At 71.5% G+C, this 26417-nt stretch carries 20 protein-coding genes and 3 pseudogenes; 10 read left to right on the top strand and 13 right to left on the bottom strand.

Going from position 1 to position 26417, the window contains the following annotated elements; genetic code table 11:
* Positions 1 to 702: 702 nt before the first annotated feature.
* A complete protein-coding gene (locus tag ACFVYS_RS23635) occupies positions 703 to 1539 on the bottom strand; it encodes a BTAD domain-containing putative transcriptional regulator (RefSeq protein WP_389505066.1) in 837 nt (278 codons plus the stop codon).
* 1935 nt (positions 1540 to 3474) lie between these two features.
* Between ACFVYS_RS23635 and ACFVYS_RS23640 the strand changes: the two genes are divergently transcribed.
* Entirely contained in the window at positions 3475 to 4419 is a 945-nt protein-coding gene (locus tag ACFVYS_RS23640; protein ID WP_389504902.1) for a ScbA/BarX family gamma-butyrolactone biosynthesis protein, read from the top strand.
* 693 nt (positions 4420 to 5112) lie between these two features.
* Here the strand turns inward: ACFVYS_RS23640 and ACFVYS_RS23645 are convergent.
* Positions 5113 to 6000, bottom strand: coding sequence for an NAD(P)H-binding protein (locus ACFVYS_RS23645; protein ID WP_389504904.1), 888 nt, complete (start codon positions 5998 to 6000; stop codon positions 5113 to 5115).
* 304 nt (positions 6001 to 6304) lie between these two features.
* On the opposite strand from ACFVYS_RS23645, the gene ACFVYS_RS23650 reads away from it, so the two are divergent.
* A complete protein-coding gene (locus ACFVYS_RS23650; RefSeq protein ID WP_389504906.1) occupies positions 6305 to 6976 on the top strand; it encodes a ScbR family autoregulator-binding transcription factor in 672 nt (223 codons plus the stop codon).
* 295 nt (positions 6977 to 7271) lie between these two features.
* On the opposite strand, the gene ACFVYS_RS23655 is transcribed toward ACFVYS_RS23650, so the two are convergent.
* Positions 7272 to 8552, bottom strand: coding sequence for an FAD-dependent monooxygenase (locus tag ACFVYS_RS23655; RefSeq protein ID WP_389504908.1), 1281 nt, complete (start codon positions 8550 to 8552; stop codon positions 7272 to 7274).
* Positions 8553 to 8619: 67 nt separating this feature from the next.
* On the opposite strand from ACFVYS_RS23655, the gene ACFVYS_RS23660 reads away from it, so the two are divergent.
* The gene (locus tag ACFVYS_RS23660; protein ID WP_389504910.1) at positions 8620 to 8856 is read left to right on the top strand and encodes a hypothetical protein; all 237 of its coding nucleotides are present in this window, start codon (positions 8620 to 8622) and stop codon (positions 8854 to 8856) included.
* Positions 8857 to 8872: 16 nt separating this feature from the next.
* Here ACFVYS_RS23660 and ACFVYS_RS23665 read toward each other — a convergent pair whose 3' ends face one another.
* The 3 genes and pseudogenes from ACFVYS_RS23665 to ACFVYS_RS23675 form a co-directional block, all read right to left on the bottom strand.
* Positions 8873 to 9220 carry a helix-turn-helix domain-containing protein gene (locus tag ACFVYS_RS23665; protein ID WP_389504912.1) on the bottom strand — a complete coding sequence of 116 codons (348 nt, stop codon included), beginning with the start codon at positions 9218 to 9220 and terminating at the stop codon, positions 8873 to 8875.
* Between the two features lie 483 nt (positions 9221 to 9703).
* Positions 9704 to 10174: pseudogene (locus ACFVYS_RS23670) on the bottom strand (transposase); the annotation flags it as partial.
* Positions 10175 to 10332: 158 nt separating this feature from the next.
* Entirely contained in the window at positions 10333 to 10713 is a 381-nt protein-coding gene (locus tag ACFVYS_RS23675; RefSeq protein ID WP_389504914.1) for a hypothetical protein, read from the bottom strand.
* Here ACFVYS_RS23675 and ACFVYS_RS23680 point away from each other — a divergent pair.
* The 4 genes from ACFVYS_RS23680 to ACFVYS_RS23695 all read left to right on the top strand — a co-directional run bounded on the left by ACFVYS_RS23680 (position 10712) and on the right by ACFVYS_RS23695 (position 12681).
* Entirely contained in the window at positions 10712 to 10921 is a 210-nt protein-coding gene (locus tag ACFVYS_RS23680; protein ID WP_389504916.1) for a DUF6207 family protein, read from the top strand. The genes ACFVYS_RS23675 and ACFVYS_RS23680 overlap by 2 nt on opposite strands.
* A 145-nt stretch (positions 10922 to 11066) precedes the next feature.
* Positions 11067 to 11576 (top strand): hypothetical protein, encoded by a 510-nt coding sequence (locus tag ACFVYS_RS23685; protein WP_389504918.1) that lies wholly within the window; start codon positions 11067 to 11069, stop codon positions 11574 to 11576.
* Between the two features lie 237 nt (positions 11577 to 11813).
* Positions 11814 to 12056 (top strand): hypothetical protein, encoded by a 243-nt coding sequence (locus ACFVYS_RS23690; protein WP_389504920.1) that lies wholly within the window; start codon positions 11814 to 11816, stop codon positions 12054 to 12056.
* Between the two features lie 340 nt (positions 12057 to 12396).
* A complete protein-coding gene (locus ACFVYS_RS23695) occupies positions 12397 to 12681 on the top strand; it encodes an ANTAR domain-containing protein (RefSeq protein WP_389504922.1) in 285 nt (94 codons plus the stop codon).
* A 21-nt stretch (positions 12682 to 12702) separates the two neighbouring features.
* On the opposite strand, the gene ACFVYS_RS23700 is transcribed toward ACFVYS_RS23695, so the two are convergent.
* From ACFVYS_RS23700 to ACFVYS_RS23710, 3 genes are read right to left on the bottom strand one after another with little or no spacing between them, the layout of a single operon-like run.
* Positions 12703 to 13092, bottom strand: a complete 390-nt coding sequence (locus tag ACFVYS_RS23700; RefSeq protein ID WP_389505067.1) for an ATP-binding protein — start codon at positions 13090 to 13092, stop codon at positions 12703 to 12705.
* Between the two features lie 13 nt (positions 13093 to 13105).
* Positions 13106 to 13651 carry a hypothetical protein gene (locus ACFVYS_RS23705; RefSeq protein WP_389504923.1) on the bottom strand — a complete coding sequence of 182 codons (546 nt, stop codon included), beginning with the start codon at positions 13649 to 13651 and terminating at the stop codon, positions 13106 to 13108.
* Positions 13644 to 14285 (bottom strand): hypothetical protein, encoded by a 642-nt coding sequence (locus ACFVYS_RS23710; RefSeq protein WP_389504925.1) that lies wholly within the window; start codon positions 14283 to 14285, stop codon positions 13644 to 13646. Before ACFVYS_RS23710 ends, ACFVYS_RS23705 begins: the two co-directional genes overlap by 8 nt.
* Before the next feature lie 180 nt (positions 14286 to 14465).
* Here ACFVYS_RS23710 and ACFVYS_RS23715 point away from each other — a divergent pair, with 180 nt between their 5' ends.
* Positions 14466 to 15578 (top strand): sensor histidine kinase, encoded by a 1113-nt coding sequence (locus tag ACFVYS_RS23715; protein ID WP_389504926.1) that lies wholly within the window; start codon positions 14466 to 14468, stop codon positions 15576 to 15578.
* The gene (locus tag ACFVYS_RS23720; RefSeq protein WP_389504928.1) at positions 15575 to 16249 is read left to right on the top strand and encodes a response regulator; all 675 of its coding nucleotides are present in this window, start codon (positions 15575 to 15577) and stop codon (positions 16247 to 16249) included. The genes ACFVYS_RS23715 and ACFVYS_RS23720 overlap by 4 nt, the downstream gene beginning before the upstream one ends.
* 312 nt (positions 16250 to 16561) lie before the next feature.
* On the opposite strand, the pseudogene ACFVYS_RS23725 reads toward ACFVYS_RS23720, so the two are convergent.
* Positions 16562 to 16722 (bottom strand): annotated as a pseudogene (locus ACFVYS_RS23725) (IS6 family transposase); the annotation flags it as partial.
* A gap of 25 nt (positions 16723 to 16747) precedes the next feature.
* On the opposite strand from ACFVYS_RS23725, the pseudogene ACFVYS_RS23730 reads away from it, so the two are divergent.
* A pseudogene (locus tag ACFVYS_RS23730) lies at positions 16748 to 17104 on the top strand (transposase); the annotation flags it as partial.
* Positions 17105 to 17382: 278 nt separating this feature from the next.
* Here the strand turns inward: ACFVYS_RS23730 and ACFVYS_RS23735 are convergent.
* From ACFVYS_RS23735 to ACFVYS_RS23745, 3 genes are read right to left on the bottom strand one after another with little or no spacing between them, the layout of a single operon-like run.
* Positions 17383 to 17799: a nuclear transport factor 2 family protein gene (locus ACFVYS_RS23735; protein WP_389504929.1), complete on the bottom strand. Its 417-nt coding sequence runs from the start codon at positions 17797 to 17799 to the stop codon at positions 17383 to 17385.
* Entirely contained in the window at positions 17796 to 18980 is a 1185-nt protein-coding gene (locus tag ACFVYS_RS23740) for an FAD-dependent monooxygenase (protein WP_389504931.1), read from the bottom strand. The genes ACFVYS_RS23735 and ACFVYS_RS23740 overlap by 4 nt, the downstream gene beginning before the upstream one ends.
* A gap of 19 nt (positions 18981 to 18999) precedes the next feature.
* The gene (locus ACFVYS_RS23745) at positions 19000 to 26415 is read right to left on the bottom strand and encodes an amino acid adenylation domain-containing protein (RefSeq protein ID WP_389504933.1); all 7416 of its coding nucleotides are present in this window, start codon (positions 26413 to 26415) and stop codon (positions 19000 to 19002) included.
* Between the last annotated feature and the right edge of the window lie 2 nt (positions 26416 to 26417).

Raw genomic sequence — 26417 nt, forward strand, 5'->3', positions numbered from 1 at the left:
TCAGCGCTCCGCCGGTGAGGCGGCAGGGCGGCCGGATCCGCCCTGGCGGAAAAGGCCGGCCGGCTCGCCGTTGGGCACCTGCGCGGGCGGCTGCGGCTGCGGCACAGCGTGACGCGGCAGGACGGCGCGGTGCGGCGGGACGGCTCTACGGGCGTGCCCTGCGGCCGGGTTGGGGACGCAGGAGCCTACGACGTGCACGATCGCGTCGGCCGGCCGCTGGATCGTCGGGTCGGGGCCGGGTCTCCACGGAGGTGGTCGGCCTCGCCCTCTTTGAGAGCCTGCGACGGCCGGCACCGCGAGTGTCCCGGCCGCCCGGCAGACGTCCCCTGCCGCCCCGGCGGCCGCCTCGCGGCCGGGCCAGGTATGCCGACGGCCCGCGAGGGTCCTGGGCCCGAAGCCGCGGGCACTGCCGGCCGTCATCCCCCCGGGCCTGCCGCCAGAGCTCCGCCCCGGCGCACCCGGCGGCAGAGAACGCGCCGGGCGGCCCCTCGCCCGCCCGGCGCACGGCAGCCCTGCCGCGCGCGGCAGGGCGGGCAGGCCCATCGGGCGCGGAGCCTGCCCGGGACACGGCCGGAGCGGGCCCGACTCCCACCGGGCCGGGCCGGGCCGGTGGGCGGTGAGAGGGGTGACGGCCGGCCGGGGCAGGCGGGCGGGCGGGCGGCAGCCGACGGTAACGGCGGGTGGCGGGTGGCGGGTGGCGGGTCAGTGTGTGCGGGCGACCAGCCGGCGCTCGCCCGCGTCCGAGGTACCCGCCCCTGCCGGGGGCGTCTCGGCGCGCGCCATCAGGATGGAACGCTGCAGGCGGCTCAGCGCCTCCGAGGGCTCCAGGCCCAGCTCGGAGACCAGTGTCGCCCGCAGCCGCTGGTACACGTCCAGCGCCTCGCTGCGCCGCCCCGAGCGGTGCAGCGCCAGCATGAACTGGCCGTGCACGCTCTCATGCATCCGGTACTGATTGACCATCACCGTCAGCTCCGGCAGCAGCTCCCGGTGGCGGCCCAGCCGCAGATCGGCCTCGATGCGCTGGTCGAGCGCGCACAGCCGCGCCTCCTCCAGCCGCCGCACCTCCATCTCGGTGCGCGTGCCCGCCTGCACGTCCGCCAGCGCGGGCCCCTTCCACAACGACAGCGCGTCCGCCAGCAGCTGGGCCGCGCCCGTGTAGTCCTCCGCGTCCATCGCCCGGTACCCCGCGGCGGCGCCCCGCTCGAACTCCCGGTAGTCCACCCGCCCCGAGCGCACCACCAGCCGGTACCCGCCGGGGACCGTGGCCAGAACGTCCTTGGCCGTGTGCTGCTCGTCCCCGCCGTGTGCCAGCGCCCCGCCGATCAGCTCACGCAGCTGCAGCACATACGTCTGCAGCGTCGTGCGCGCACTGCGCGGCGGCACCACCCCCCACAGCTCCTCCACCAGCGCCGGCACCGGGACTATCTGACCGGCGTTCAGCGCCAGCAGCGCCAGCACCTGCCTCGGTTTCGGAGCCGTCGGCACCACCGACACCCCGTTCTCGCGCACCGACAACGCACCCAGCACTTCGATGTCCACAAACTCCCCCATGAGTCCAGGCCACAGACCGCAGCTCCCGGGCAACACAACTACCGCCGCCAAGGGACCCGGTGCTCTGTTTGTCACTCGAACCCCCCGATAAAAAAACAGCACAGTCGGTCTGTCAATCTTGGGCGGTCATCAGCCTCTCCCGACGACAGGATCCAGCCAGCTAAATATCAAACTGACGTTCACTCAACCCTGCCCCGGCCAGGAGAAACCGCAGGGCGAGGGGGAAGTTCCGATTCCATGACGCACAGAGCAGCGAAAACAAGGAGCCATTGGAAGTCCGGATTGGTGCGGCCGGAAACATGCGCGCCCCCGGCCCCGCACAAAGCCCTCCGGGAGAGGAGCGGCGGCCCTCCTCGCCACAAGGTCCGGATCCGGCCACGGCACGGCCCCGTCTCCGCCAGAAAGATACCCACCGGTCTGCTTGTCCGCGGTACGGCCGGGCCCGGGCGCCCGGCACAACGGGGCAGGCGGGGCTGCCCCGCTGCCGTGACCCCTATTTGGCGCGGAACACCCCCTCATGCCGGCCGGCCCGACCCACCGCGCCGACCGCTGGCCGCAGACCACCGACCGCTGGCCACGGCGCGCGGGCTGCGGGTGACGGGCTGCGGGTGACGGGCGGAACCTGCCCGGCCCGCCCTTCGCCGAACGGCGCGCCGAGCCGGCCCGGGGCCGGCACCCCACCGCCCGCTGCTCCCGGCCCCGGACACACCTGCCGACAGGGACGCACACCCCGGCAGCCGCACCCCACGACGACGACGGGGCAGATACGGCAGGACACGGCAGCCGCCTCACCACCACCGCGCCCGGCGGCCCGCACATCCCGGCCGCCACCGACGCCCCTCTCCCCTCCCCCGCCTCCCCGCCCGGCCCGGCACACCGCCCACCGGCGCCCCCGCGCACCGCCCGGCGCCCGCACCGGATCCGGGACGCACCACCCTGCGCCGGCCGCACCCGGCACATCCCGGAACCGGACAGCCACGGCCCGGCGTGCCACCGCTCCCCCGCCCCACAGCGCCCGGCGTGCCACCGCTCCCCCGCACCGGACGGCCACGACACACAACACCCCAGGTAGAGCGACCCGTTCGCCCGCCCGCGTACAGCGGGCACGCAGCACCCCGGGTACCGCCGTCCGTTCGCCCGCCCGATGCAGAGCGGGCACGCAACACCCCCGGGTACCGCCGTCCGTTCGCCCGCCCGCGCAGAGCGGGCACGCAACACCCCCGGGTACCGCCGTCCGTTCGCCCGCCCGCGCAGAGCGGGCACGCAACACCCCGGCTGCCGACGCCCGTTCGCCCCGGGCAGGCCGGGCGGGCCGGGCGGGCCGCGTCAGGCTGGTCGCGGCCCGCGCCGGGCCAGGTCGGGCGGCGCCAGGCCAGGGCGGGCGGGACCCTCGCGCCGTCGCGCCGTCGTGCCCTGCGCGACGCGCCCGCCGCCCGTACCGGTCCGGGTACGGGCGTGCGGCGCTGCGGCGGGCCTGCGGGAACCGCGGCCGGCGCCTGGCCGTCCGCGGGTTCCCGCCGTCCTTTGTCTTTTCCGGCCTTTTTCTGGACCCGGTCCGGCACTTCGCTCAAGAATGGCTCTGCGATCGCTCAAGATACGCAGCGGAAGGCTTCTCCCGCGTCACGGCCGGCGGCGTCCGGCCCGCGGCCGGGCGGCCCGCACCGCTGCGCAAGACCCGCAGCTCCAGCACGCCTCGCGGTTCAGCGGACGATCACTTGAAAATCCGGGAATACATCACTCCATTTATCGTGCGAGCGGAGCTGCCCCTTCCCGGTGGAAAGTAAACCGGCTGGTATGTATCTTCGGTTTCCGAGGGGGCTGCCCCTCGCAATTCAAGGCCGAGGCGGCTCAGGGGGAGCTATGTCTGCGAGCGTGTTCCGCATACACCGCGCAATATCCGGCGCAGTACACACACAGGTCGGCGTGGCCGTGCCGGCCGGGGCCGGTGAGGCCCTTGCGCCGCCGTCCCTGACCACCACCGTGCCCAAGGAGTTCGTCCACCGCGCCAGTGTCGCCGAGGTCCTGCTCACCGACTGGGCGCGGGTGGAGGATTCCCGCTTCACCGTCGCCGCCCAGTGGCCCCGCGCACACAGCTTCTTCGCCGCCGTGGACGGCTGCCACGACCCGCTGATCGCCGCCGAGACGATCCGCCAGACCGGGATCCTGCTGGCACACGCCGAGTTCGGCGTGCCGCTGGGCCATCACCTGCTGGTGGAGGACCTGGACGTGCAGGTGCGGCCCGCGCACGTCCAGGTCGGCCTGGCGCCGGCCTCGCTCGACATCGACGTACGGTGCTCACAGATCAGACGGCGCCGCGGCGGCGCCCTGAACGGCTGCCGCATCGAAGTGGACATCTACCGCGAGGGCCGGCTCGCCGCGACCGGCGGCGGCTCGTTCACCTGCGTCGCCCCGGCCGTCTACGCGCGGCTGCGCGCCGGCCGGACGGCGGACGGCCGCCACCACACCCCCGCTCTGAGCGCCGCACTGCCCCCGCACAGCGTGGGCCGCACATCGCCGGCGGACGTCGTCCTGTCCCCCTCCCCCGCCGGCCGGCCCGGCCACTGGCAGCTGCGGGCCGACACCCGCCACCCCGTGCTCTTCGACCACCCCGTCGACCACGTGCCCGGCATGGTCCTCCTCGAAGCCGCCCGCCAGGCCACCGCCGCCACCCTGGAACGCGCCTGCCTGCCACTCGCCCTCACCAGCGAGTTCCTGCGCTACGTCGAACTCGACACACCCTGCACCATCGAGGCACACCGCACCGCACCCCCGCGCCCCGACCGCGAGGAGAGCGTCCAGGTCAGCGCCCACCAGGACGGAACACCGGTGTTCCGCTCCACGGTGACCATGGCACCCCGCACCATGTGAAACACCCCCCGCCGGCCCCGGCCGCGCACAGCGTGCCCGACACGCCGGCGCGGCCGGCACCATGCCACACCCCACCCGCCCCACCCGCCCCGGCCACCTCCACCACCGCGCCGCACCCCGCCCCTTGGGCCGGGACAGCCGCCACCGTGTCCCGCCCCGCCGCTCCGGCCGGGGCGGCACAGACCACGCCCCGCCCCACCCCGCACCGCCGGCGGACATCACCGCCCCCGCGACCTCCCGACAACCGCCCGCCCCGGCACAGCAGCCCCGGCAGACCCAGCAGGCACGGCCCGCCCTGCAAGTCCGGCGGGCGCGGCGGGTCCCGCGGGCGCAGCAGGCGGGGCGGGTCCCGCAGCCACGGCAGGTCCAGCCGGCCGGCAGCCCCCACAGACCCGGCAGGCCAGCCGGCCGACAGGCCCGCAGGTCCAGCAGGCGCGGCAGGCCCGGCAGGCGGGGCAGGCGGGGCAGGTCCCGCAGGCACGGCAGGTGGCGCGGGTGCAGCCGGCAAGGCAGCTCCCGCAGGTGCGACAGGCGTGGCAACTCCCGCAGCCACGGCAGGTCCCGCAGGCACGGCAGCCCCGACAGACCCGGCGGGCCCGCCCCGCCCGCAGGTCCAGCAGGCGCGGCAGGTCCCGCAGGCGCGGCAGCCGCGGCAGGCCCCGCCGGCACGGCAGCTCCGGCGGGCCCGGCGGGTCACGCAGGCGCGGCGGGTCCAGCCGGCGGGGCGGGCGTTGCGGGCGGGGTGAAGGCCTCGAGATGATCCGCGGCCCACTGCGCGAAGGAACGCGCCGGGCGGCCCGTCACCTCACGCACCGTGTCCTCCACCCGGGCCTTGGCGCCCGCCCGCTGCCGCCCGGCGCTCTCCAGCAGCGCCTGCGCGACCGGCTCCGGATAACGTTGCGCCCAGGCGGTACGGGCCTGATCCGCAGTCAGTTCCACAAACCGCAAAGGGACACGCAGGAGCCGCCCGAGCTCCTCGCTCTGCCCGGCCGCGGTCACCGCCTGCGGCCCGGTCAGGGTGTAGGCGCGCCCGGCGTGCCCCTCCTCGGTCAGGACCCGCACCGCGACCTCCGCCACGTCCCGCGGATCCACACAGGCATGGGGCGAGGTCCCGTACAGCGCCCGCACGGTACGTTCGCCGCGCACCGAGGCCGCCCAGGCCAGGGAGTTGGACATGAACGCACGCGGACGCAGCAACGTCCACTCCAGGCCGCAGCCGCGCACCTCCTCCTCCGCCGCCCGCTGCCAGCGGGTGATCACATCGTCCGCCCCCGGATCCAGGACCGCCGCCGCGGACAGCTTCACCACCCGCCGCACCCCGGCCCGCCGCGCCGCGGCCACGAACGCCGCGTCATCCCCGCCCCCGACCCGGGTCGTCACCAGGAACGCGGTACCCACCCCCGCCAGCGCCCGGGCCAGCGAACCGGGATCCTCATAGTCACCCGCCACCGTCTGCGCCCCCGCCGGCGCACCCGTCACCCTCCCCGGATCCCTGGCCATGATCCGCACCCGCACACCCGCCCCGAGCCGGCGCACCACTTCCCCGCCCACCCTCCCGGTGGCACCCGTCACCAGAACCACCCCACCCCCCACAGCCCCGGACGCCCCCGTAGCCGCAGCCGCAGCCCCGGCTGCCGGCGCAGCCCCGGATGCCCCCGCCCGCCGCGCCTGTGCCCCCGCAGCCCCGGACGCCCCCGCAGCCCGCCACGCCCGTGCCCCCTCGTCATGCACGCCCGTTCCTCCCCGCTCCCGCCGCGCCCTGCGCACGGTTTCATTGAATCCAGTACATCCAGGGGTGCTGTGCGAAACACACCCCCTGTAATGTACGAACTGGACGGTTTTTTTACTGGGTCTCCGGGCTCAACGACGACAAGGAGGCCGGGCATTGGTGAAGCAGGACCGGGCGATCCGCACCCGGCAGACGATCCTGACGGCAGCGGCCAAGGTCTTCGAGGAACGCGGCTACCAGGCCGCCACGATCAGCGAGATCCTCCTCACCGCCGGCGTGACCAAAGGCGCCCTGTACTTCCACTTCCCCTCCAAGGAAGACCTCGCCGAAGGCGTGATCCACGAACAGGACCACGACCTGCCCATCCCGCTGCGCGCCTGCAAAGTCCAGCAGCTCGTCGACACCGTGGTCCTGCACGCCTACCGCCTGCGCACCGACCCCCTCGTCCGGGCCGGCGTCCGCCTCGCCCTCGACCAGCAGGCCCAGGGCCTCGACCGCAGCGGCCCCTTCCTGCGCTGGAGCGACGTCGGCATCGCCCTGCTCCAACAAGCCCAGGCCCAGGGCGAACTGATGCCCCACATCATCCCCGCCGAGACCGCCGACGTCCTCGTCGGATCCTTCGCCGGCGTCCAGGCCATGTCCCAGGCCATGTCCGCCTACCAGGACCTCCCCCACCGCGTCACCGCCCTCCTGCGCCACGTCCTGCCCAGCGTCGTCGTCCCCTCCGTACTCGCCGCCGTCGACATCACCGAAACCAGAGGAGCCCACGTCCACACCGAACTCGAAAACCTCCGCACCACCACCCCACACCCCACCCCCGTCAGCTGACCCCACCCCACACCCCGCCACCGGCCACACCCCGCCCCGGACGCCGTGCTTCCGGGCCGCGCTCACTTCCCCGCAGCATCCCCGGACGCCACGCCTCCTACTGCGCGCCAGCCACCGTGCCCGCGGACGCCGCGACGGGCGCCACGTGCCGGGACACCCCGCACCCGGACGCCGGGTCTCCGGACTGCGCTCAGTCCCCCGCAGCGTCCCCACGGGACTGCACGCCAGCCACCGCGTCCCCGAACGCCCTGCTCCCGGACACCTCGCCCCCGGACGCCGTGTCCCCGGGCCGCGCTCAGTCCCCTGCACCGTCCCCGGACACGGGCTGCACTCCAGCCACCGCGTCCCCGAACACCACGTCCGCCGTCGCGCCGGACGCCTTGCCCCCGGCCGCCGCGCCCGACACCACGCCCCCGGACACTCCACTCCCGGACGCCACACCTTCTGACTGCACGCCAGCAGCCACCGCGTCCCCGGACACCGTGTCTGCGGCCCCCGCCCCGGCCGCCGCATCCCCACGCTGCGCTCCGGGCGCCTGGTCCCCGGGGCCGAAGTACGCCCGCAGGGCGTCCTCCAGCTCGCCGCCCCCCGCCGCCCACCCCGCATACCCGTCCGGACGCACCAGCAGCGCCTCACAATCCACTTCCGCCACCGCAGCCGCCCGCACCACCCGCACCAGCCCCGCCCACGGACGCGCCCGGCACGCGAAACGCCCGGCCCCCTCACCGAACAGCAGCAGCAACGGCCGCCCCGCACCCAGCAGCCCCACCACATCCGTACGGCCCTCACCGGTATCCAGCACCACGTTGGGCACGAACCGCCCCTCCCAGGGCGAACAACCCCCACCACGGGCAGGCAGCACCGTGTCCTGACCACTGACCATCGACGCCAGAACCGAACCCTCCGACCCCCCACGGACCATCAGCTCACCGAACAGCTCACGCAACGGATCAAGCCCCGGATCCGGCCGCATCAACGCCAACTGAGCCCGCGTCTGATCAATGACCCGCTGCGCAGCAGGCCGCCGCTCCGCACCATACGTATCCAGCAGACCCCCGCCCGCGGTCCCGGCCAGCGTGAACGCCAGCTTCCAGCCCAGATCCAGCGCATCCAGCAGACCCGCACTCAGACCCTGCCCCCCGATCGGGAAATGCACATGCGCCGCATCCCCCGCCAGCAGCACCCGCCCCCGCCGATACGAAGACACCAGCCGGGCAAAATCACTGAACCGGCTCAGCCACCGCGGCTCCCGCACCGCCACCTCACGCCCCGCGATGAACGACACCTCCCGACCGAACTCCTCCAGCCCCAACGGCGCATGCCGGTCCGGATGCGCACCCGAACAGTTCAACGTCCGAAGACGCATCACCCCACCACCCACATCCCTCACCAGGATCCAGCCCCGCCCCGTACGGTGCCAGCCCGCACCCAGCCCCTCCCCCGGCCCCACCCGCACATCACCCGCCATCGCCGACACCGTCGCCGGATACGACCGCGAACCAAACCCCCCCAACTCACGCACCACACTGCGCGCACCATCCGCCCCCACCACAAACCCCGCATCAAACCCCACCACACCCTGCGGCCCCTCGGACGGCGCCTCGCCCGTCGGCTTCTACAGCCGTGAGGGTCTGGCCGACCAAGTGGGCACAGACCAGGAAGGCAGCGGCTTCAGCGGACTGGTCCTGACCTACGTCGTCCGCAGTGAGACGCGGGTCAACGAGATCATGGCGGAGGTCGAGAAGGCCAGCGCCACGGTCCTCAAGCCCGCCGGTGCTCTGCCATGGGGCGGGTACGGCGGCACCTTCGCCGACCCGGACGGCTACATCTGGAGTCTCGGCTACAGCGCCCAAGGAACCGACCAGCCCTACGCGGAGTAGCCGCGCTCTCTTGCCTTCACATCGTCGATCCGCCACTCCTGGGAGGCGGCGGAGCTGTCGGTCTGCTGCTCGGCGGCGACCCACCCGCCCTGTCCGTTTTGGCCGTGTCCGGATTCTCCGCCGCGGTCCGTTGCAGCTCCAGCAGCTCTTCCACCGAGAGCTTCAGCGTGCGGGCCAGTGCAGCCACCGTCTGTTCGGTCGGCGCAGGGGCTTTGGGCGAAATCGCCTGTGACACGGTCGTACGGCCCAGCCCGGTGCGATCGGCGAGCTGGGTTTTATTCATCCCGGTCCGTGCCAGCCCGCCGGCCAGCTTCTTGCGCAGTTCGGTGAGTGCCGGACTGTGGCCGTTCTGCTCGTCGTGCACGAACCCGCCCCGAGTTGGTGTGTTCGCTGGCGTTCATCTTCCTCCCGGCGAACCACGGCGCACATCACTTCCTCGAGCGTCGACCACGCCAACACCCCAACCTGTAGTGGGAGCTTGCCGTGACCGTTGCCGTCGTTCTTCTCACCGCTGCCGTCGTGCTCGTCGTCGCGCTACTGGCCGCCGCCGGTGCGGGCAAGCTCGCCCGCCTGGACGGCGCCCCCTATCCCGCCGCCCTGACCCGCGCGGCCACCGCCTTCACCGCGGTCATCACCCTCGCCACTGCCGTGAGCGGCGCCCTCGCCGAACTTCCTCACCTGACCCGTGTGGGGCGGCCCGGAACAGCCAGCCGCCGTCGAAATGGTCGGCCCTTCTTCACGTCGCCGGTCTCACCGACGACCAGCACCGCTGCTTCGTCGTGGAGGTGTTCGACGACGTATTCGCGTACGTGGTCGCGGATGGCGCCGGCGTCCCAGACAGCCACCAGACCCCGTCGACGTCCACGGTCACCGTCCCGCCCGCATCAGGCGCTTCCCGGTCGGCCAACCGCCAGACATGTTGACGGACTTCAGCCCACGCGGCACGGATGGCCCGCAGGGCCTTCTCTCCGGAGGCTGCGAGGGCGTCGATGAGGCGGGAGACCGTCGGGTCGGAGGCCACCGGCCCGAACACGGCCGGCTCGGCCCGCAGCATGGCGACGTCCGCGAGGCAGTCCCCGCCCAGCGCGACCGCCAGGGCCACGTCCAGCAGGATCTTGCCCGAATCGTGCATCGCCCGAGCCTTCTGCCACGGCGTCAGCGCCCCTGATATCGCGGTGTCCAAGCCAGCCTTGCGGACGGTCTCGACCAGCAGCACGCCCCCGGCCTGCGAGACCACCGCCCGGCCGCCGCCCTCGATGCGGACACGCGGGTACGACCCGAGACCGGACCTGGAGAGTGCTTCTTTCCGTGCAGCCAACAGGACCCTAGACAAGCCCCATCGTTGCAGGTCAGGAGCACTCTCCGCTTATTTGATCAGGCCTCGGCCACCCCACATCGTGAAAGCGCGAGGCTGGCGCGGCGCCAGCAAAGGACCCAGTCCACGACGGCAGTCTCCCGTGCTCAGACAGAGAAGGTTCAGCTGGTCCACGTCTTGATCTGGGCCGCGACCTCGCGTACTGGGAGTCCGTCCCTGGCCGCCCGGGCCAGGGGGATGACGGTGTTGAGACCGGGGCTGACCGGCAGCCCACACGCGGCCAGATACGCGGCGGTCACGGTGGCAGCGAACAGCAGGTTGCGGACCTCCAGACTCGGCTGCCGCGCCAGCTCGCACAACAGCGCCGCGGCCCTGTGGTGCGGCTCGGGGTAGACCTCCTGGCCCAGGATCTCCGCACGGTGCCGGGCCTCGGCGGCGACCGGCACGCCGTAGTCGACGACCTGGGGATCCCCCGGGATCTGCTGCGCCACCGCCAAGATCCACGCGAGGTCGACCGGGCCCCGGCGCGTAGTGCCAGGCATGAGGGAGATCACTGACGCGCACGTGGCAGAGCCGGGCCTGGCCGTGGTGGAGGTCGCGGCAGCCGATGACGTGACCGCGCTCGCGGTCCAGGAGCTGCTCGCCGCGCGGTGCGCGATCGCACCGGCGGACCGTACGACCCGGGAGCCCGACGAGCCCGGTGTACGGCTGCGCTGTTTCCTGGACCTGCGTCAGGAGCCCGGCTCGTAACACTGTGGGTTGCCGCGTCCCGCTGACGAGCCGTGGTCGGGCTCATGACCGGGCCGGTTGTCGGGTGGGCACGCGCCCGCTCGGTTTGCGGACGGACGGGCCGGGTGGAAGGCATGGGGCTGTGACGTGGACGCTGCCGGAACCGATGCTCGCCACCCCTGTGTCCGACCGGGTTCTGCGGCCCGGGTGGGCGGGAGAGCCGAAGTGGGACGGATTTCGGGCTCTCGTCTCCGTCGACGCGGGCCAGGTAGTGCTGCGCTCCAGGCGCGGCACCGAAATGGGGCCGGCATTTCCGGAGGCCGTGGCCGGGGCCGTGCAGCTGCCGGACGCGACCGCGTTGGACGGCGAGCTGGTCGTATGGGATGCCGCAGGACGGCTCGCCTTCGAGCAGCTGCAGAACCGGCTTCAGCGGCGCGGCGCCGGGGCGGCCCGGGCGGCGGATGAGCGGCCAGCCCACTTCGTCGTGTTCGATCTGCTGCGGTTGTCCGGGACCGACGCGACCAGATGGCCGTATCGGCGGCGCAGGGCCCGCGCTCGAGTCCGTGTTCGCCGCCCGTCAACTGTCCGCCCCGTGGGCGCTGTGCCCGTCGACTGTCCGCCCCGTGGGCGCTGTGCCCGTCGACCACCGATGCCGACGTCGTGCGCGAGTGGCTGACGTGGGCGTCGGTCGGGATGGAAGGCGTGATCTTCAAACGGCTGGACGGCGTGTACGAGCCGTCGGTCAGGGGCTGGTTGAAGTACACCGGTCCGTGAGACGAGCGAGGCGATCGTCGGCGCGATCACCGGCTCTCTGGCCGTTCCCCGCCCGCTGCTGATCGGCAGGTACGACGACGGAGACCGCTTTCAGTACGTCGGCCGCACCACCACCCTCGCCCGGGCGGCAGGTGCTGCGGTGGCCGGCCTGCTCGCTCCGGGGCGGCGCGGTCATCCGTGGACAGGCTGGTCGTTCTCCGCCGGGTGGGGCAGCCAGGAAAAGCTGAACGTCACGCTGGTGGAACCCGAGGTGGTGGTGGAATTCGGCGTCGACGTCGCCCGCGACGCCTCCGGCCGGTGGCGGCATCCCGCACGCTGGCACCGTGCCCGCCCCGACCTCTCCCCCGCCGACGTTCCCCGCCTGACGTCACCGCCGCGCTGACGGCGGCCGGGCGCGGCGGCCCCGCCAGCGCGCACCCGGCTGAGCGCGCCCCGATCCCCGGCTGCGTCCGCGCCGCCCATCCCGCCCCCTCTCATCCTCAACTCCAGCCAGGCATGGGCGCTCGTCCCCAGTGGGGTTGGGAAGCAAGCCCCCCGCAGGTGTCCTCCGGAAAGCTACTGCCGGGGGGTTCACGTGTAGTGACGCGCTGGAATCGGATGGATGGTGGCAGGGAACCGGGGCAGGCGTGTGAGGGTGCTCCTGTCCGCTGTCTTTCTCGGTGATTGCCTTGGCCTCATCCGTCCATCCCCGTCCTCAGTCCACGGCGTCGGCCGATGAGCTGGTGGAAGAGCTGGAACGGTTGCAGGCGCAGAACCGGCAGTTGCAGCAGGCTCTCGCCTCGCACGCCGTCGTCGACCAGGCCATCGGTGTCCTGACCGTCCTGGGACAGATACCCCCGTGCGACGGGTTCACGGTGCTGCGGGAGGTCTCCCAGCACACCAACATCAAGCTGACCCAGGTCGCTGAACAGGTCCTCAAGCACGGTCAGGGCGCGGCGTTGCCCGATGTCCTTCTCGGGGAACTGCACGCGGCGCTGGCCCGCCACGCTGCCTCACGCCTCGTCTGACAGGGAGCGGCCCGCGTCGTCCTACAGGGGCGGGCGTCCGGCGATGGCGTCGCCGGGGTCGTCCGGGAGGGGGATGCGGGCGGTGATGCGCTTGCCGACTGGCTCGCGCTGCGCTGCGAAGCCCTGGGCGACGGCCATGACGATCTCCAGACCGTGCTGGCCCACCCGTCCCGCGTCGGCGGCCCTCGCCACCGGCAGCACCGGATCGCAGTCCCACACCACCACCTCGACCGCGTCGCCGACGATGCGCAAATCCATCAGCGCCGGGCCCGGCGCGTACTTGCGGGCATTGGTGACCAGCTCGCTGACCACCAGCTGGGTGAGGTCCACGGCACGCTGCGAGACCGGCAGGCCGTACTCGGCCTGCACACGGGCGAGGAAGCCGACGGCGAGATGGCGGGCACGGGCGATGGACGTACCGGACTCAGCGACCCCAACGCCGACGTCGGTAGTAGGCCACCGTGACCACCGCGAGCAGCGGCCCCCAGGCCAGCAGTGGCAGATAGCAGGCGGTCATCAGCCAGTAGTGGGTGCCGTCGGGTGATCCGACGGCACCCATGTTGTCCGCATCGTTCCAGCCGAATGCACCGGTGAACGTGATGAGGGTGACGAGCGCCGCACCGAGCGAGGCAGGGATCACCGCGGCCGATACGGGAATTCTCCGGCCGCCCAGGACCGGTACCCAGCGCGGAAGTTCCTCGCCCCATGTGTGGACCAGGCCCAGGGTGAGCAGCCCGAGTGCCTCGGCGAACAGGCTGAGTCCGATCAGATAGGGGGACCCTTCGCCGGGAAAGTTCTCCGGGCGAAGGACCTCATCGGTGAATCCGGAGTCCCAGCCCAGGGCGATGGCGACACGCCACAGCCCGGACGGCACCAGGGTCAGTGCGGCGGCGTGCGCCGCTAGGCGGACGGAACGGGGGACCTGGGGCGCGGCCGGTACGGGCGTCCCGGCGGCCAGGGTGTCAGCCACGGCGGATCGCCGCCTCGGGCTGCGCGGGAGACTTGGTGATCTCGGCGTGGACCACCTTGAAGCCGCCCTTGATCACGGTCGTGAACGGTGCGGGGGCCATGCACGTACCGGCCTGCGGCCTTACGGGCTGGCCGTTCTCGTCGACGTGCTCGGGGTCGACGTTCACCACTCCCCAGGAGAAGCCGAGCCGGTCCGGCTCGCCCTTCCCGCCCTGCTGGACGCTGATGCCCAACCGGGCGCCGATCTCCTCGACGTTCGACTTCGTTACGACTGCGGTCAGGGTCGCCGTCCGGCCGCTGGTGACCAGGCAGTCCACCTGGGCCTCCGCCCACCCTGTGGCTCCGCCCCGGGGGGTATGGGAGATCTTCAGTGTGCCCCGGGCATCTGTGGGCAGTCCCTCGGGAGCCTTGGGGGGCACCGGCCGGGTGAACGGTGTCTGTTCGGCGTGGATGGTGAAGCGGATGTCGTCGTTGATCGACTCGATGTAGGAGATTTGCGCTTCTCCATGGACGCTCGCGGTCTTCGCCGGCTTCTTCTCGACGGACGCAGGCGGGGCTGCAGGAGCGGGCCCGGCAGCTACCAGTCCGGCGAGGACGGCGACGGCTGCTGTAGCGCCGATTGCGGCGTTGCGCATGATGAACTCCCTTGCTTTGCAGGGTATTTGTATTGCCGTGGTCGGTTGAACGGCTCAAGCTTCACCCCTGGTGCGCCTCGTTCCCATCCGCCGATCGGCACAAGGATCGCGCCGCCACCCGGCCCTCCTATGCCGTTCGGCAGAGAGCCCCGCCACATCCGCATCCGTACGCTGATCACCATGTGGGAATCAACCGGCCCGGCCGTCCAGGTGCTTGGCGCTCTGCCGTCGCTCGTGGCCGTGGGCACGCTGGTGTGGGCCGTTGCCCGCCCCCGTGCCGCAGTTCGTCAGCGGCTCGGCCGCCTCGCCCGCCCGACCACGGTCTGTGCGGCCCTCTCCCTGACCGCCAGCTTCGCTCTGCCGAAGGCTGGTTTCGACTCCGGCTGGAAGCTGGCGGAGACCGCCCTCCTGCTGCTCCTGCTGGCCGTGGTCACCCGCTGGTCACCCCTGCGCGAACTCAAGTCGGCCCTCCCGCTGACCGCCCTTGCGGTGACCCTCTGGCCGCTGCCGCTGGTCGACGGGGAGTCCTTCCTGGAATCCATCGGAATCGCCGCCTTCTGGCTGCTTCCCGTAGCCGCCGCGTTGGTGGCCGGCGCCTACCCCCGCCGCCAGGAACTGCGTCGCCGCAGCGCGGTGGCCCAGGCCCGCAGCGCCCAGCGTCTTCAGCTGTCCCGCGACCTGCACGACTTCGTCGCCCATGACATCAGCGGGATCGTCGTCCAGGCCCAGGCGGCCCGCTTCGTCGCCTCCACCGACCCCTCCCACACGGTGCTCGCCCTGGAACGCATCGAAAAGGCGGGCCTGAGCGCCCTGGCCGCGATGGACCGGTCCGTACAAATGCTGCACGGTCCGGAGGCGCCCGCCACCGAGCCGCTCCCCGACGTGTCCCAACTGCCCTCGCTGATAGCGGACTTCACTTCAGCGGGAGCCACCGAGGCGCATCTGGACCTGCCTCGCCGGGCCACGGAGGCGCTCTCCCGCGAGGTAGGCGCAGCCGCGTACCGCATCGTCCTCGAGGCACTGACCAACATCCGCCGGCACGCTCCCGACGCCCCCCGCGCCACCGTCACGTTCACCCCCACCGCCACCACCGTGGAGATCCGGGTCACCAATGACCGCGGCGCCCGCCCCGCCCCGGCCCGCCGCCGCGCTTGGCGGGGCGGCCTCGGCCTCCCCGCACTCACCGAGCACGCCCAGGCCCTCGGCGGAACCCTCTCGGCGGGCCCGCACGGCGACGGCGGCTGGCAGCTCACCGCCGTCCTGCCTGCCACGCTCCCGAAAGCGACCTTATGACGACGCCCCTCGGCCCGACCCGCATTCTGATCGCCGACGACCAGGAGGACGTATGCAGCGCCTTCCGCCTGATTCTCGGCTCGCAGCCCGACATGACCGTGGTCGGCGAGGCGGCGGACGGTCTCACCGCCGTTGACCTCGCCCGCACCCTGCGCCCGGACCTGATCCTCGCCGACATCCGGATGCCGGGCCTGGACGGCCTCGAACTCACCCGCCGCCTCGCCGGCCCGGACGTACCCGACCCGATGCGTGTCCTCGTCGTCACCACCTTCGACCACGACGACTACGTACGCACGGCACTGCACGACGGCGCCTGCGGGTTCCTGCTCAAGCGCTCGGGCCCCGGGCTGCTGATCGAGGGTGTCAGAGCGGCGATGGCCGGGGACATCCTCATCAGCCCCCAGATCACGGTCCGCCTGCTCCAGACCCTTGCCGCCGCCCCAGCAGCGCCCACGGCTCTGTCGCCTCTCACCGCCCGGGAGCAGGAGATTGCCCGGCTGGTCGCCGAGGGCCTCACCAACGCCGAGATCGGCAAGAAACTCTTCATCTCAGCGGGCACAGCCAAGACCCACATCGCGAACGTCCAGGCGAAGCTGAAGGCCCGCAACCGGGTGGGCATCGCCGCCTGGGCCTGGGAAAACGGTCTAGCCGGCCCACTCCCACGGGAGTAGGGCGCATGCCCGAGACGTTCTGGCAGAAGTGCGGGTGAGACGGGCGCATGAGTGACCGCGTCTTCGGCCTCCTGCACCGCCCCCTGAGCGCGTGGCGCATCCGTCGGCAGGCGTTGCTCGGCTTGGACCACAGTGGATCCCCTGCGCCGGACCTCCCTCAACGCCGTCCAGCGCGAGGCCCGGCGGGATACGGCAGCAGTGCGCGGCCTGTTCCTTCGGCCCGTCATGCACCAGCGCGCGAACAGTATCGCGGCCACCGCTGACAATGCGCTGGCGGCATAGACCTCATGACCGGCCACTGGCTCCTCCTGTCCGGCGACGACGTAGTCCGTTCGCGTAGGCCTGGCCGAACTTGGCGCACAGCGGCGGATGGTCTCGTACGAGACGATGATCCCGCGCTCGAACATCAGCTCCTCGACCTCACGGAAGCTGAGCGGGGACCGGAAGTACAGCCACACGCAGTGGGAGATCACCTCGACCGGGTACCGGTGCCACGCCGCCTTCCAGCAGCGCGACCTCGCCGACAGCGACTACGTGTACGTTTGGGCGGACGGGGTGCACCCCAAGGTCCGGCTCGGGCAGACGCACTCCTGCGTCCTGGTCCTGCCGGGTGTGCGCCCGGACGGCACCAAGGAACTGATCGCGCTGGCCGGGGGGCTGCGCGAGTCGACCGAGTCGTGGGCCGACCTGCTGCGCGACTGCCGCAGGCGCGGCATGCGCGACCCCGAACTGGTCGTCGGCGACGGCGCGATGGGGCTGTGGAAGGCGCTGGCCGAGGTGTTCCCGGCCGCCCAGCACCACCAACAAGCCCGCCCCCGATCGCTTACACCACGAAGCAACTGGCCAGGTTCCGTGCGCTGCTGATGAGCACGAAACACATCCCCGAGTCCCCCTTGCCTGGTCCCTGGGGGCGCCGCGTTAGGGGAGGCGGGACGAGCCCGGGGCACCTCAGTGGGCTCGGCGGCCGGAGCGGAGGCCTCTGCGGCGGGGAAACGGCCGGAGAACACCGTGGCTGCAGCGTCGTCTGCCGACGCTCGTCGTACTCCCACCGGGGGCACGATAGGGCTCATGATCGGGGATACCCACCCGATCGCCGACGACCGCCATGCAGCCACGAGCCTGTTCGACAGCTTTCAGGCAGTGGGGAACAGCATCCGCACGAAATACTGGGTGTCGTAGAACTCTCGCATGGCGCTGATCTTCCCGTCCTGGACAGTGAAGTGGACACTGGACTCGATGGTGTATGGCTCCCCGCTACGGGCCGTCGAGCGGGCAGCACAGTGGACCACGACCCGGTCACCTTGCGTGATCGTCTCTATCACCTCGACTCTGTACGCGGCCTCGGGTGCAAACAGTCCGCCCATCGGGATCATGAACTTCTCAATGATCTCGGTGATCCCCTTCCAAGCCCCCGCCAGAGGATGGTCCCCAGGAATGGTGAAGACGGCATCGGGCGCGATCATCGCGAGCAGCGCGTCCATGTCCCGGTCGTTCAATGCCTGGAGATACCGCAGGACGGTGGTCTCGGCTTCGCATGTGGAAGAAGTCATGACGATGTCTCCAGGGGGGCGAGGTGAGGTTTGAGGGCGTCTTCGAACGGGCGCATGAGCACGGACTGCGGGGCGAATCTCAGGTACAGATTGCGCAGAGCACACAGCACGGGATTGTCGAGCTGTTCGACTGTGGTGAACTGGCGTGAGGCTTTGACCAGGCGGTAGGTGCGTTCCCGCCGCAAGCTCTCGTAGGCGCGCAGGGCGGCGACCGGCTCCGGGTACGCCTTCAGGCACTGGGCCAGGACCACCGCGTCCTCGATTGCGCTGCTGCCGCCCTGCGCGAGGCTGGGCATCATAGGGTGCGCGGCGTCGCCCAGCAGAGTCACCGGTCCGTCTCCCCACTGTTCGAGGAAGGGACGGTCCCGGGCGGGCACACCCAGGATGTCCTCGGCCCGCGTCGCCCGGATCACTTCCTGCACCTCGTCGGCCCAGCCGGCGAATGCTCGGACGATCTGCTCCTTGTCGCCCTCCCAATGGCGGGCCGAGTCGGCGGACATGTTCTGTGTGCCCCACCAGTAGGCGCGTCCGTGGCCGACGTCGTGCAGTCCGAAGCGGCGTCCCCGACCCCAATAGTGGGCGTTGAAGCCCGTGGTGAGTTTCGGATGCCGAAACGGCGTGACGGAGAGCCAGCAGATGAACTCGCTGTCCCTCGGTGCCTCGGTGCCCGCGCGGGCACTGCGGACCACCGAGTTGATGCCGTCGGCTCCGACGAGGACGTCGCCGACAGCCTCCCTGCCGTCCTGGAACCGAACCCGGACCCCTGTCCCGGTCACCTCGTAGCCCGTGGCGACGGCGCCGAGGGTGACCCGGCCCTCTCCCCACGCGTCCAGCAAGGCGGCTTGCAGGTCACCCCGATACAGGGCGACGCTCGGTGCCCCGATCCGCTCACAGGCTGCGCGGAACGGCAGCGACCGTAGCAACCGCCCGCGCGCATCCAGAAGGTCGCTGCGCAGTACGGTCTGGCCTCGCTTCTCCAGGCCGAGGTCGATGTCGAGGGCGCGGAGCGCCAGTACGGCGTTGGTCATCACGGACAACCCCGAACCTGCGGGCCGCAGGACTTCGGCGCGTTCGTACACTTCCGCCTCGATACCTACGCGTTGCAGGGCGACGGCGGCCGCGAGGCCACCGATCCCCGCTCCGATGACGAGGACGCGGGGCGATGCGGTGGGCTGTGGCATGTCATCCTCCTTCCGGTGGTCAGGGATGCAGCGGTTGCAGCCTCGAGTGGGCCGGGTGGTCGTCCCGGCTCGGACCGGTCACGCGGATCAGGGAGCCCGCGATCCGGGCCACCTCTCGCACATGCGGTTCCTGCATCAGAGTGAGGTGGTCGCCCGGCACGGAGACGACGTCGACGGTGCCACTGGTCATGGTCCGCCAGCCGTTGGCCGGCTCCCGGTGCTGCGAACTCGCGGCGCTGTGCATGCTCAGCAGCACTTCCGGCAGTGGTTCTTCGGCCCGCAGCAGGGTGACGTCGATGGACGTGTCGCGCGGCCGGTACCGGAGGACGGAACGCCAGTGTGCGGCGTACATGCGGAACAACCGGCGTACCAGGGCCTCGTTTCCGTCCGCTGACAGGACGCCCGTATCAGCCGCGATCCGGGCGATGAAGGCGAACTTCTCGTCGAGGGTGGTCAGTTCGGGGGGAAATCCTGCCAGGACGGAGGTGTCGTCTCCGCCGAGCAGGAGCAGTTCCCAGAAGAACCAGCCGATCAGCGCCTCGTCCGGGTAGGCGTCGCGTCGGTCTCCGGTGGCGAGCGCCACAGTGTCCAGCAGCAACACGGGGCGGATGCTCTCGCCGGACGCTCGGAGCCGACGCGCCATCTCGAAGGCCACGAAGCCACCGAAGGACCAGCCGCCCAGGGTGTAGGGGCCCTCCGGTTGTACTCGGCGCAAAGCGGTGAGGTATCTGTCGGCGAGGTCTGGTATGGAGTCCGATGGTGTGCTGCCCGGCTCGGCGCCGACGGCCTCGAGCGCGTACAGGGGCTGGTCCGGCGGCAGGTGCCGGGCGAACGGCAAGTAGCACAGGACGTTGCCACCCATGGGGTGGACGAGGAAGAGCGGCGGCCGGGTTCCGCCCGTGCGGATCGGCACGACGGGGTCGAAGGATGGGGCCGCACCGGTGGACCGGAGCAGCTCGGCCAGCGCCGCCACCGTGGGAGCGGTGACGAAGGCTGACAGGGGGACGCTCCGTCCGTAGCGCTGTTCGATCTGGGCGACGAGGCGCACGACGGTGATCGACGTGGCGCCGAGGTTGAAGAGCGACTCGCTTCGCGCGATGGCGTCGCTGCCGAGCAGGTCGCCGGCCATGGCCGCGAGTGCGCGCTCCAAACGGTCGCGGGGTGCGTCCTTGGGCGCCACCGTGGGACGGGTCAGAGGCATGCCGCGCAGGGCTCTGTCGTCCCGCTTGCCGCTGGGCGTCAGCGGCAAACGGGGTAGCCACTCGAAGTGCGCGGGCACCATGTACTCGGGAAGGGTGGCGCGCAGCGCCTCCCGGAGCGTATGCGCATCCGCACACTCGCGCCGCCCGGCCAGGAAGGCGACGAGAACGCTCTCGCCGTGCGCCCGCTGCCGAGCCACCACGGCCGCCTCCGTGACGTCGAGGGCCGGGTGCCGGGCAGCGATCCGGCCGATGGCCAGTTCGACCTCGGCGGGCTCGACACGGTAGCCACGGATCTTCACCTGCTCGTCGTCGCGTCCTGCGTAGACCAGGGTGCCGTCGGGGCGAACCAGTGCCAGGTCACCGGTCCGGTAGACGATGCCGCGGGAACCGGACGGCGAGGCAAGGGACACGAAACGCTCGGCGGCCGGGCCCGGGTCACCCAGGTAGCCATCGGCGAGAGCGACTCCCCACACACACAGCTCGCCCCGCACGCCGGTAGGAACAGGGCGGCCCCACGGGTCGAGCACATGGACCTCGACCCCGTCGATGGGAGTACCGATCGGCACGATCGCCGGGAAGCCGTCAGGGTGGCCGGTCAAGGTGTGGCTGGTCACCACGTGCGTCTCCGTCGGCCCGTACTGGTTCTCCAGCAGGGCTCCCGGCAGGGCGGCCAAAAAGTGGCGGATCTCCTCGGTCACGCGCAGCTGTTCGCCCGATGAGATCACCACGCGCAGCCGCCGGGGGGCGACGCCGTGGGAGGCGTACGCCTCCGCGAGCCGTTGGAGGACCACGTAGGGCAGGAAGATCCGCTCGACGCCGTCCTCGTCGAGCAGTCGCAACAGGGCGGCCATGTCGCCTCGTTCGGCCTCGGACACCAGGCGCAAGGTGCCGCCGGAACAGAGGGTGGAGTAGATCTCCTGGAACGAGACGTCGAAGCTGAGCGGCGCGTACTGGGCCGTCGTGGCGCCGACGGCGCCGCTGCGTCGGCGCATCTGCCAGCCGACGAGGTTCGCGAGGGAACGGTGCGGCATGGAAATGCCCTTCGGGCGCCCCGTGGAACCGGAGGTGAACAGCACGTACGCGGTGCGGGCGGGGTCGGGGCAGACACGCGGCACCGGTGCCCCCGTGGTGCGCGTGAAGAACAGTTCCTCGACCGTCAGGATCGCCCTGGAGTCCGGGACGAGGTGGCTCTGTTCTTCCCGCACAACGACCCGCACCGGACGGGCCTGCTCCACCATCGCCGCAAGTCGCGCCGGCGGGTATCCGACGTCGAGAGGGACGCAGACGGCGCCTGCCATCGCCGTCCCGAGGACCACCGCGATCGCCTCGGGTGAGCGGTCCATGGCGATGCCGACACGGTCGCCGGGCCGGATGCCGACGTCGAGCAGCCGGGCCGCCACTCCTTCTGCGGCCCACGACAACTGACGGTACGTCCACCGTCGCTGCTCGCGGCCGTCGGCCAGCACAGCGACCGCGTCCGGGGTCTCGGCGGCCTGGCGGCCAAAGAGGGTGACGACATCGTCCGACCACTCCGTCGAAGCGCCCCTACGGGGCTCCGCGGGGGGCAGGAAGTCGCAGCCGACGGGCTCGTCGGGATGCGTGACGATGCGGTGCAGCACTTTACGGAACGTCTCGGCCAGAAGCGCCGCCTGGGCGGGTGTGACAACCCGGCCGTCACCGTCGATACGTATGCTCATTCGGTCGTCGACGGGGTCGACGAAGGCATTGACCAGAAGCTGAAAGTTCGTCTCCTCCCAGGTGCGGAAGGATTCAAGCCGGACCTCGGGACGCCCCAGCACGTCGGACAGTACGCGGAAGTGAACGTAGTTGAAGGCGGTGAGCACGACGGGGGAACCATCACGGTCCTCCTGCATGGCACTCAGTGGATAGTGCTGATGGGCCCGGCCGCACCGTTCCTGGTGGAACACATCGCGGACGGTCTCGATCCTGCTGGCCGAGCCTCCGTCGCCTGCCAACCGAACGGGAACCGTGTTCAGGAACAGACCCGTCATACGGTCCGCGTCTTCCCTCTCCGGCCGGCCGTGCGTGATGACCCCCACCGTGAGATCCCCGTCCGGGGAGGTGAACGCCAAGAGGGTCTGGCAATAGGCGGCGAGCAGCACCGACTTCACCGGCAGGGCCTGCCGACTGGCGAACTCCCTGACACTGTCTGCCAGTTGGTCCGGGAGGCGAGCGTGGTACACGATGGCACCCGCCTCGCGCGGTGGCTCGTGACTCGCGAAGCCGTCCAGCCGCAGAGCGCGGGTGCCCGCAAGCACGCGCGCCCAGTGTTCCCGCGCGGCCGGATCGGCGAGAGCGGCCCGTTCGTCCCGCACATGGTGCGCCGCGCTGGGCAGGACCCCGTCCGGGGCGGCTTCGACGGCCGCGCCCATGGAGTGCAGGTAGTCCTCGATGAGTTCCGCCAGGAGTACGGCGACACTACCGCCGTCGAGCAGCGCGTGATGGAAACTGAGCATCAGATCGATGGCATCGTCGTCTCGGACGTAGACCCGGAATCGGTACAGCGGTGCCTCGTCGAACCGGTAGTGGTGGAAGCGGCGTTGCTCGACGTAGGCGCCGATCACCTCCTCGGCCTCGGGCGCGCTGCAGCCGCGCAGGTCCACCGTGTCCAGGCCTCCGGCCACTTCGGCGTACACGATCTGAAGGGGCTCGGCGAAGCCCCCCAGGGCGAAGGAGGAGCGCAGCGCGGGATGGCGGGCGGTGAGCCGGTCGAAGGCCTGGCGGAACCGGTCCTGGTCCCAGGGCAGGATCAGGCGGTACCGGAAGACGTCGTGGTAGACGGCGGACTTGTCGTGGCGGCGGCTGTGATAGAGCAGGCCGAGCTGGAGCCTGGTGAGGGGGAAGGCGTCGACGGCGCCGGACAGCCGGGCCCGGTCCACCCGCGACACGAGCGCGAACGGGCCCGGCTCGGTGGCCTGCTGGGCGGAGGACGTCGTGGTGGCGACGGCGGCGAGTGCCGCCACGGTGGGATGCCAGACCATGTCGCTGAGGGTGAAGTGAAGGCCACGTCGTTCCGCCAGAGCGCGGATGCGGAGCATCTGCAGGGAGTCTCCGCCCAGCGCGTAGTAGTCGTCCTCACGGGATATGGGTCCCGTGCCGAGCACCTCGGCCCAGATCGCGGCCAGCGCCTCCTCCGTCGGTGTCCGGGGCGGTGTCAGGTCACCCGCCGTGCCGGGCGCTTCGGCTGGGTCGGGGAGTGCCCGGCGGTCGGCCTTCCCATTCGGGCCGACTGGGATCCTGTCCAGGGCGACGAGCCGCGCCGGGATCATGAACTGCGGCAAGAACTCTGCCAGTTGCTCTCGCAGCAGCGACGGGTCCGGGATGCATCCGGTGTCGGGCACGTAATAGCCGGCGAGATACTTCTCCCCGTCCGGGCGGGCGCGCGCGACGACGACGGCGTCGCGTACGCCGGGCTGTCGGGTGAGCGCGGCTTCGACCTCGCCGGGTTCGACGCGGTTGCCGCGGATCTTCACCTGATCGTCGAGCCGGCCGAGGTATTCCAGCGTTCCGTCGGCGAGCCATCGCGCCAGATCGCCCGTGCGATACAGGTGGCCGCCCGGTGCGAGGGGATCGGCACGGAACATCTCCTGTGTCAGTTCCGAACGGTTCAGGTATCCGCGGGCGACTCCCACACCGCCGATCCACAGCTCGCCCGCCACGCCGACGGGCTGTTGCCGGCCCGCGGGGTCCATGACGTACAGCTCGATGTTGTCGATGGGGCGCCCGATCGGCACCGTCGCGGTGGGGCCCACCCCGGCGGAGCACTCGTACACCGAGACGTCGACAGTGGCTTCCGTCGGCCCGTAGAGGTTGACAAGGGCCGGTCGGACCTCCGCCGTCCCGTTGACTCGGAAGATCCGGTGGAACTGCTCGACGCGGGCAGGCGACAGCGCCTCGCCGCTGCTGAAGACCTGGCGCAGCGTGCGGGTGGCCGCGACGAACCGCGGATGCTCGTCCAGCAGGTCGAGAAAGGGGCCGAGCATGGACGGCACGAAATGCAGGGTGGTCACCTTCCGTTCCTCGATGCACCGCAGGATCGCGCGGGGGTCCTTCTCGCCACCGGGCTCCAGCAGGGCGGTCCGAGCGCCGGCGATGCTCCACCACAGCAGTTCCCACACCGACACGTCGAAGGTGGCGGGCGTCTTGTGGAGGATGACATCGTCGGCTGTGAGCGGATGGGCACGCTGCATCCAGGCGAGCCGGTTCACGACCGAGCGGTGTTCGACCATCACGCCCTTGGGCCGGCCCGTGGAACCCGAGGTGTAGATGACGTAGGCGAGGTCGCGGGCGTTGCTCCGCGACTCCACCGGGCTCGACGGCCCCTGCAAGAGGTCGACCACCCGGAGGACGGGGGCCGGCGCGGCAGCGTGCGCCGTCGCGTCGACGTTCGCGGCGGCGGACTCGGCTGTGGCGAACCCCGTGGGAAGGTCCTCCGCGGTGTCGGCCAGTACGGCCCTGGCCCCGCAGTCCGTCAGTATGTCGGCGACACGACGCTCCGGGTACGCGGGGTCGACCGGCACATACGCGCCGCCGGCCTTGAGGACGCCCAGCAGGCCGATGAGCATCAGCGGGCTCCTGCGCATCAGCAGAGCAACCCGGTCGTCGGGGCCGACGCCGTGCCGTCGCAGCGCCCGGGCGACCTGGTTGGCGCGGACGTCCAGCTCGGCATAGGTGAGGCCGCCCCCGTCGGCGGCCACGATCGCGGGCCGGTCCGGAGTACGCCGGGCCTGCTCCTCGAACAGGCCGTGCAGGGTCTGGTCGACGGGATGCCGTACCCGGGGCCCCTGGCTGTTGCACGACAGCCTCTCCTGCTCGGCGTCCGTGAGCAGCGGCAGGTCCCGAGCGGGCAGTCCCGGTTCGGCGAGCCCTCGGGTGATGAGCTGCCTCATGTGTCCGGCGACCGAGACGATGGGCAGATCGGCGTCGAACACGTCGAGCGCGTGGTTGAGGTCGACGGTCAGGTCCGTCGTGCCCGGAGAGACCGTGACATGCACGGCGAGCGCCTCCTGGACGTGCGGCGGCGCGAAGTGCACGGGTGGTTCGGTTTTCATGCCTTCCGGCGTGACCCGCTGTCTCAGTTTCAGGTAGGAGAAGGTGACGTCGAACAGGCGCCGGTCGCGGGAGCCGCCGGCCGTCAGGTCCCTGACGATGTCACCGGACGGCACCCGCTGGTGTTGTTGCAGTTCGGCGAGCGACTTCCGAACGTCGTGGGTGATCTCGCCGAGGGTCCTGCCCTCCGGTACGTCGATGCGCAGCGGCAGCGTGTTGGCGTAGGAGGCCGCGACATCCAGTTCGGCCCGGGTGCGGCGGTTGAGCAGAGGTACGCCGACCACGACGTGATCGGCGCGGTGGAGTCGGCACAGGTATACACCGAGCACGGCGAGCAGGTATGCCGGGATCGAGCCGCCCTGCTCCTTCATGCGGTCGGCCAGCTGTGCCGGCAGGCGAAAGGCGTGTCGGCCGACGGCAGAGCGACCGGACGCACCAGTCTCCCCGTCTCCGAGGGTGCGGCGGGGAAGGAAGTGCGGCTCCGTGCCGGAGAGAGCGGCTCGGTGGAAGGCGAGATCCTGCCGGTGCTCGGCGGAGCCGAAGTAGGAGGCACGTTCCGCGGCTACGGCGAGCGGGGACGGCTCCGGCTCATCGGCCGTTCGGGACTGTCCTCGTACCCGCGAGGCATAGTCCGCGAGTATTTGGTTGCGCAGCCTGTCGACGGCCCAACCGTCGACGAGGAGGTGGTGGCACTTGAGGAAAAGGTGGTGGGTACCGGGGCCCTCGACCAGGACCGCGGCCTGGAAGAGCGGGCGGTCGAACACCTCGAACGGGACGATCATGGCTCTGTCACGCCACGAGCCGCACACGGCCCGGGGGTCGCGCTCGGCGGTGAAGTCGACGACGTCCACCGCGTCGTCACCGCGTTCGGCTCCGGGCCGGTCGACGGTCCACTGGAAGGGGACGCCGTCGCGTTCCGCGAAGCGGAGGCGGAATGTCTCGTGGCGTTCCAGGATGCGGGCGAAGCAGTCGCGCAGCAGCGCGGTGTCCAGGGAGCCGGTCAAGGTCTGGTACATGACCGTGATGAACTGCGGGCTGCCTGGCGCCTGGGCCTCGGCCGCCCAGATGTCCTGCTGATACGGCGTCAGCGGGTGGTGTTCGGGCGCTCGGTCCAAACCGGCGCACGCCGTCTCGGCCCGCGTGGCACGATGGTTCCCTGTCATGG

The organism is Streptomyces sp. NPDC058295, assembly GCF_042880655.1.
GTDB classification, from domain to species: domain Bacteria; phylum Actinomycetota; class Actinomycetes; order Streptomycetales; family Streptomycetaceae; genus Streptomyces; species Streptomyces coriariae.

What these genes read in the sequence shown, in the direction of transcription:
- ACFVYS_RS23680 (WP_389504916.1), top strand. Translation starts at nt 10,712, where the DNA reads ATGAGGGAGATCACTGACGCGCACGTGGCAGAGCCGGGCCTGGCCGTG.
- ACFVYS_RS23675 (WP_389504914.1), bottom strand. Translation starts at nt 10,713, where the DNA reads ATGCCTGGCACTACGCGCCGGGGCCCGGTCGACCTCGCGTGGATCTTG.
- ACFVYS_RS23685 (WP_389504918.1), top strand. Translation starts at nt 11,067, where the DNA reads ATGCTCGCCACCCCTGTGTCCGACCGGGTTCTGCGGCCCGGGTGGGCG.
- ACFVYS_RS23710 (WP_389504925.1), bottom strand. Translation starts at nt 14,285, where the DNA reads ATGCGCAACGCCGCAATCGGCGCTACAGCAGCCGTCGCCGTCCTCGCC.
- ACFVYS_RS23715 (WP_389504926.1), top strand. Translation starts at nt 14,466, where the DNA reads ATGTGGGAATCAACCGGCCCGGCCGTCCAGGTGCTTGGCGCTCTGCCG.
- ACFVYS_RS23720 (WP_389504928.1), top strand. Translation starts at nt 15,575, where the DNA reads ATGACGACGCCCCTCGGCCCGACCCGCATTCTGATCGCCGACGACCAG.
- ACFVYS_RS23735 (WP_389504929.1), bottom strand. Translation starts at nt 17,799, where the DNA reads ATGACTTCTTCCACATGCGAAGCCGAGACCACCGTCCTGCGGTATCTC.
- ACFVYS_RS23740 (WP_389504931.1), bottom strand. Translation starts at nt 18,980, where the DNA reads ATGCCACAGCCCACCGCATCGCCCCGCGTCCTCGTCATCGGAGCGGGG.
- ACFVYS_RS23745 (WP_389504933.1), bottom strand. Translation starts at nt 26,415, where the DNA reads ATGACAGGGAACCATCGTGCCACGCGGGCCGAGACGGCGTGCGCCGGT.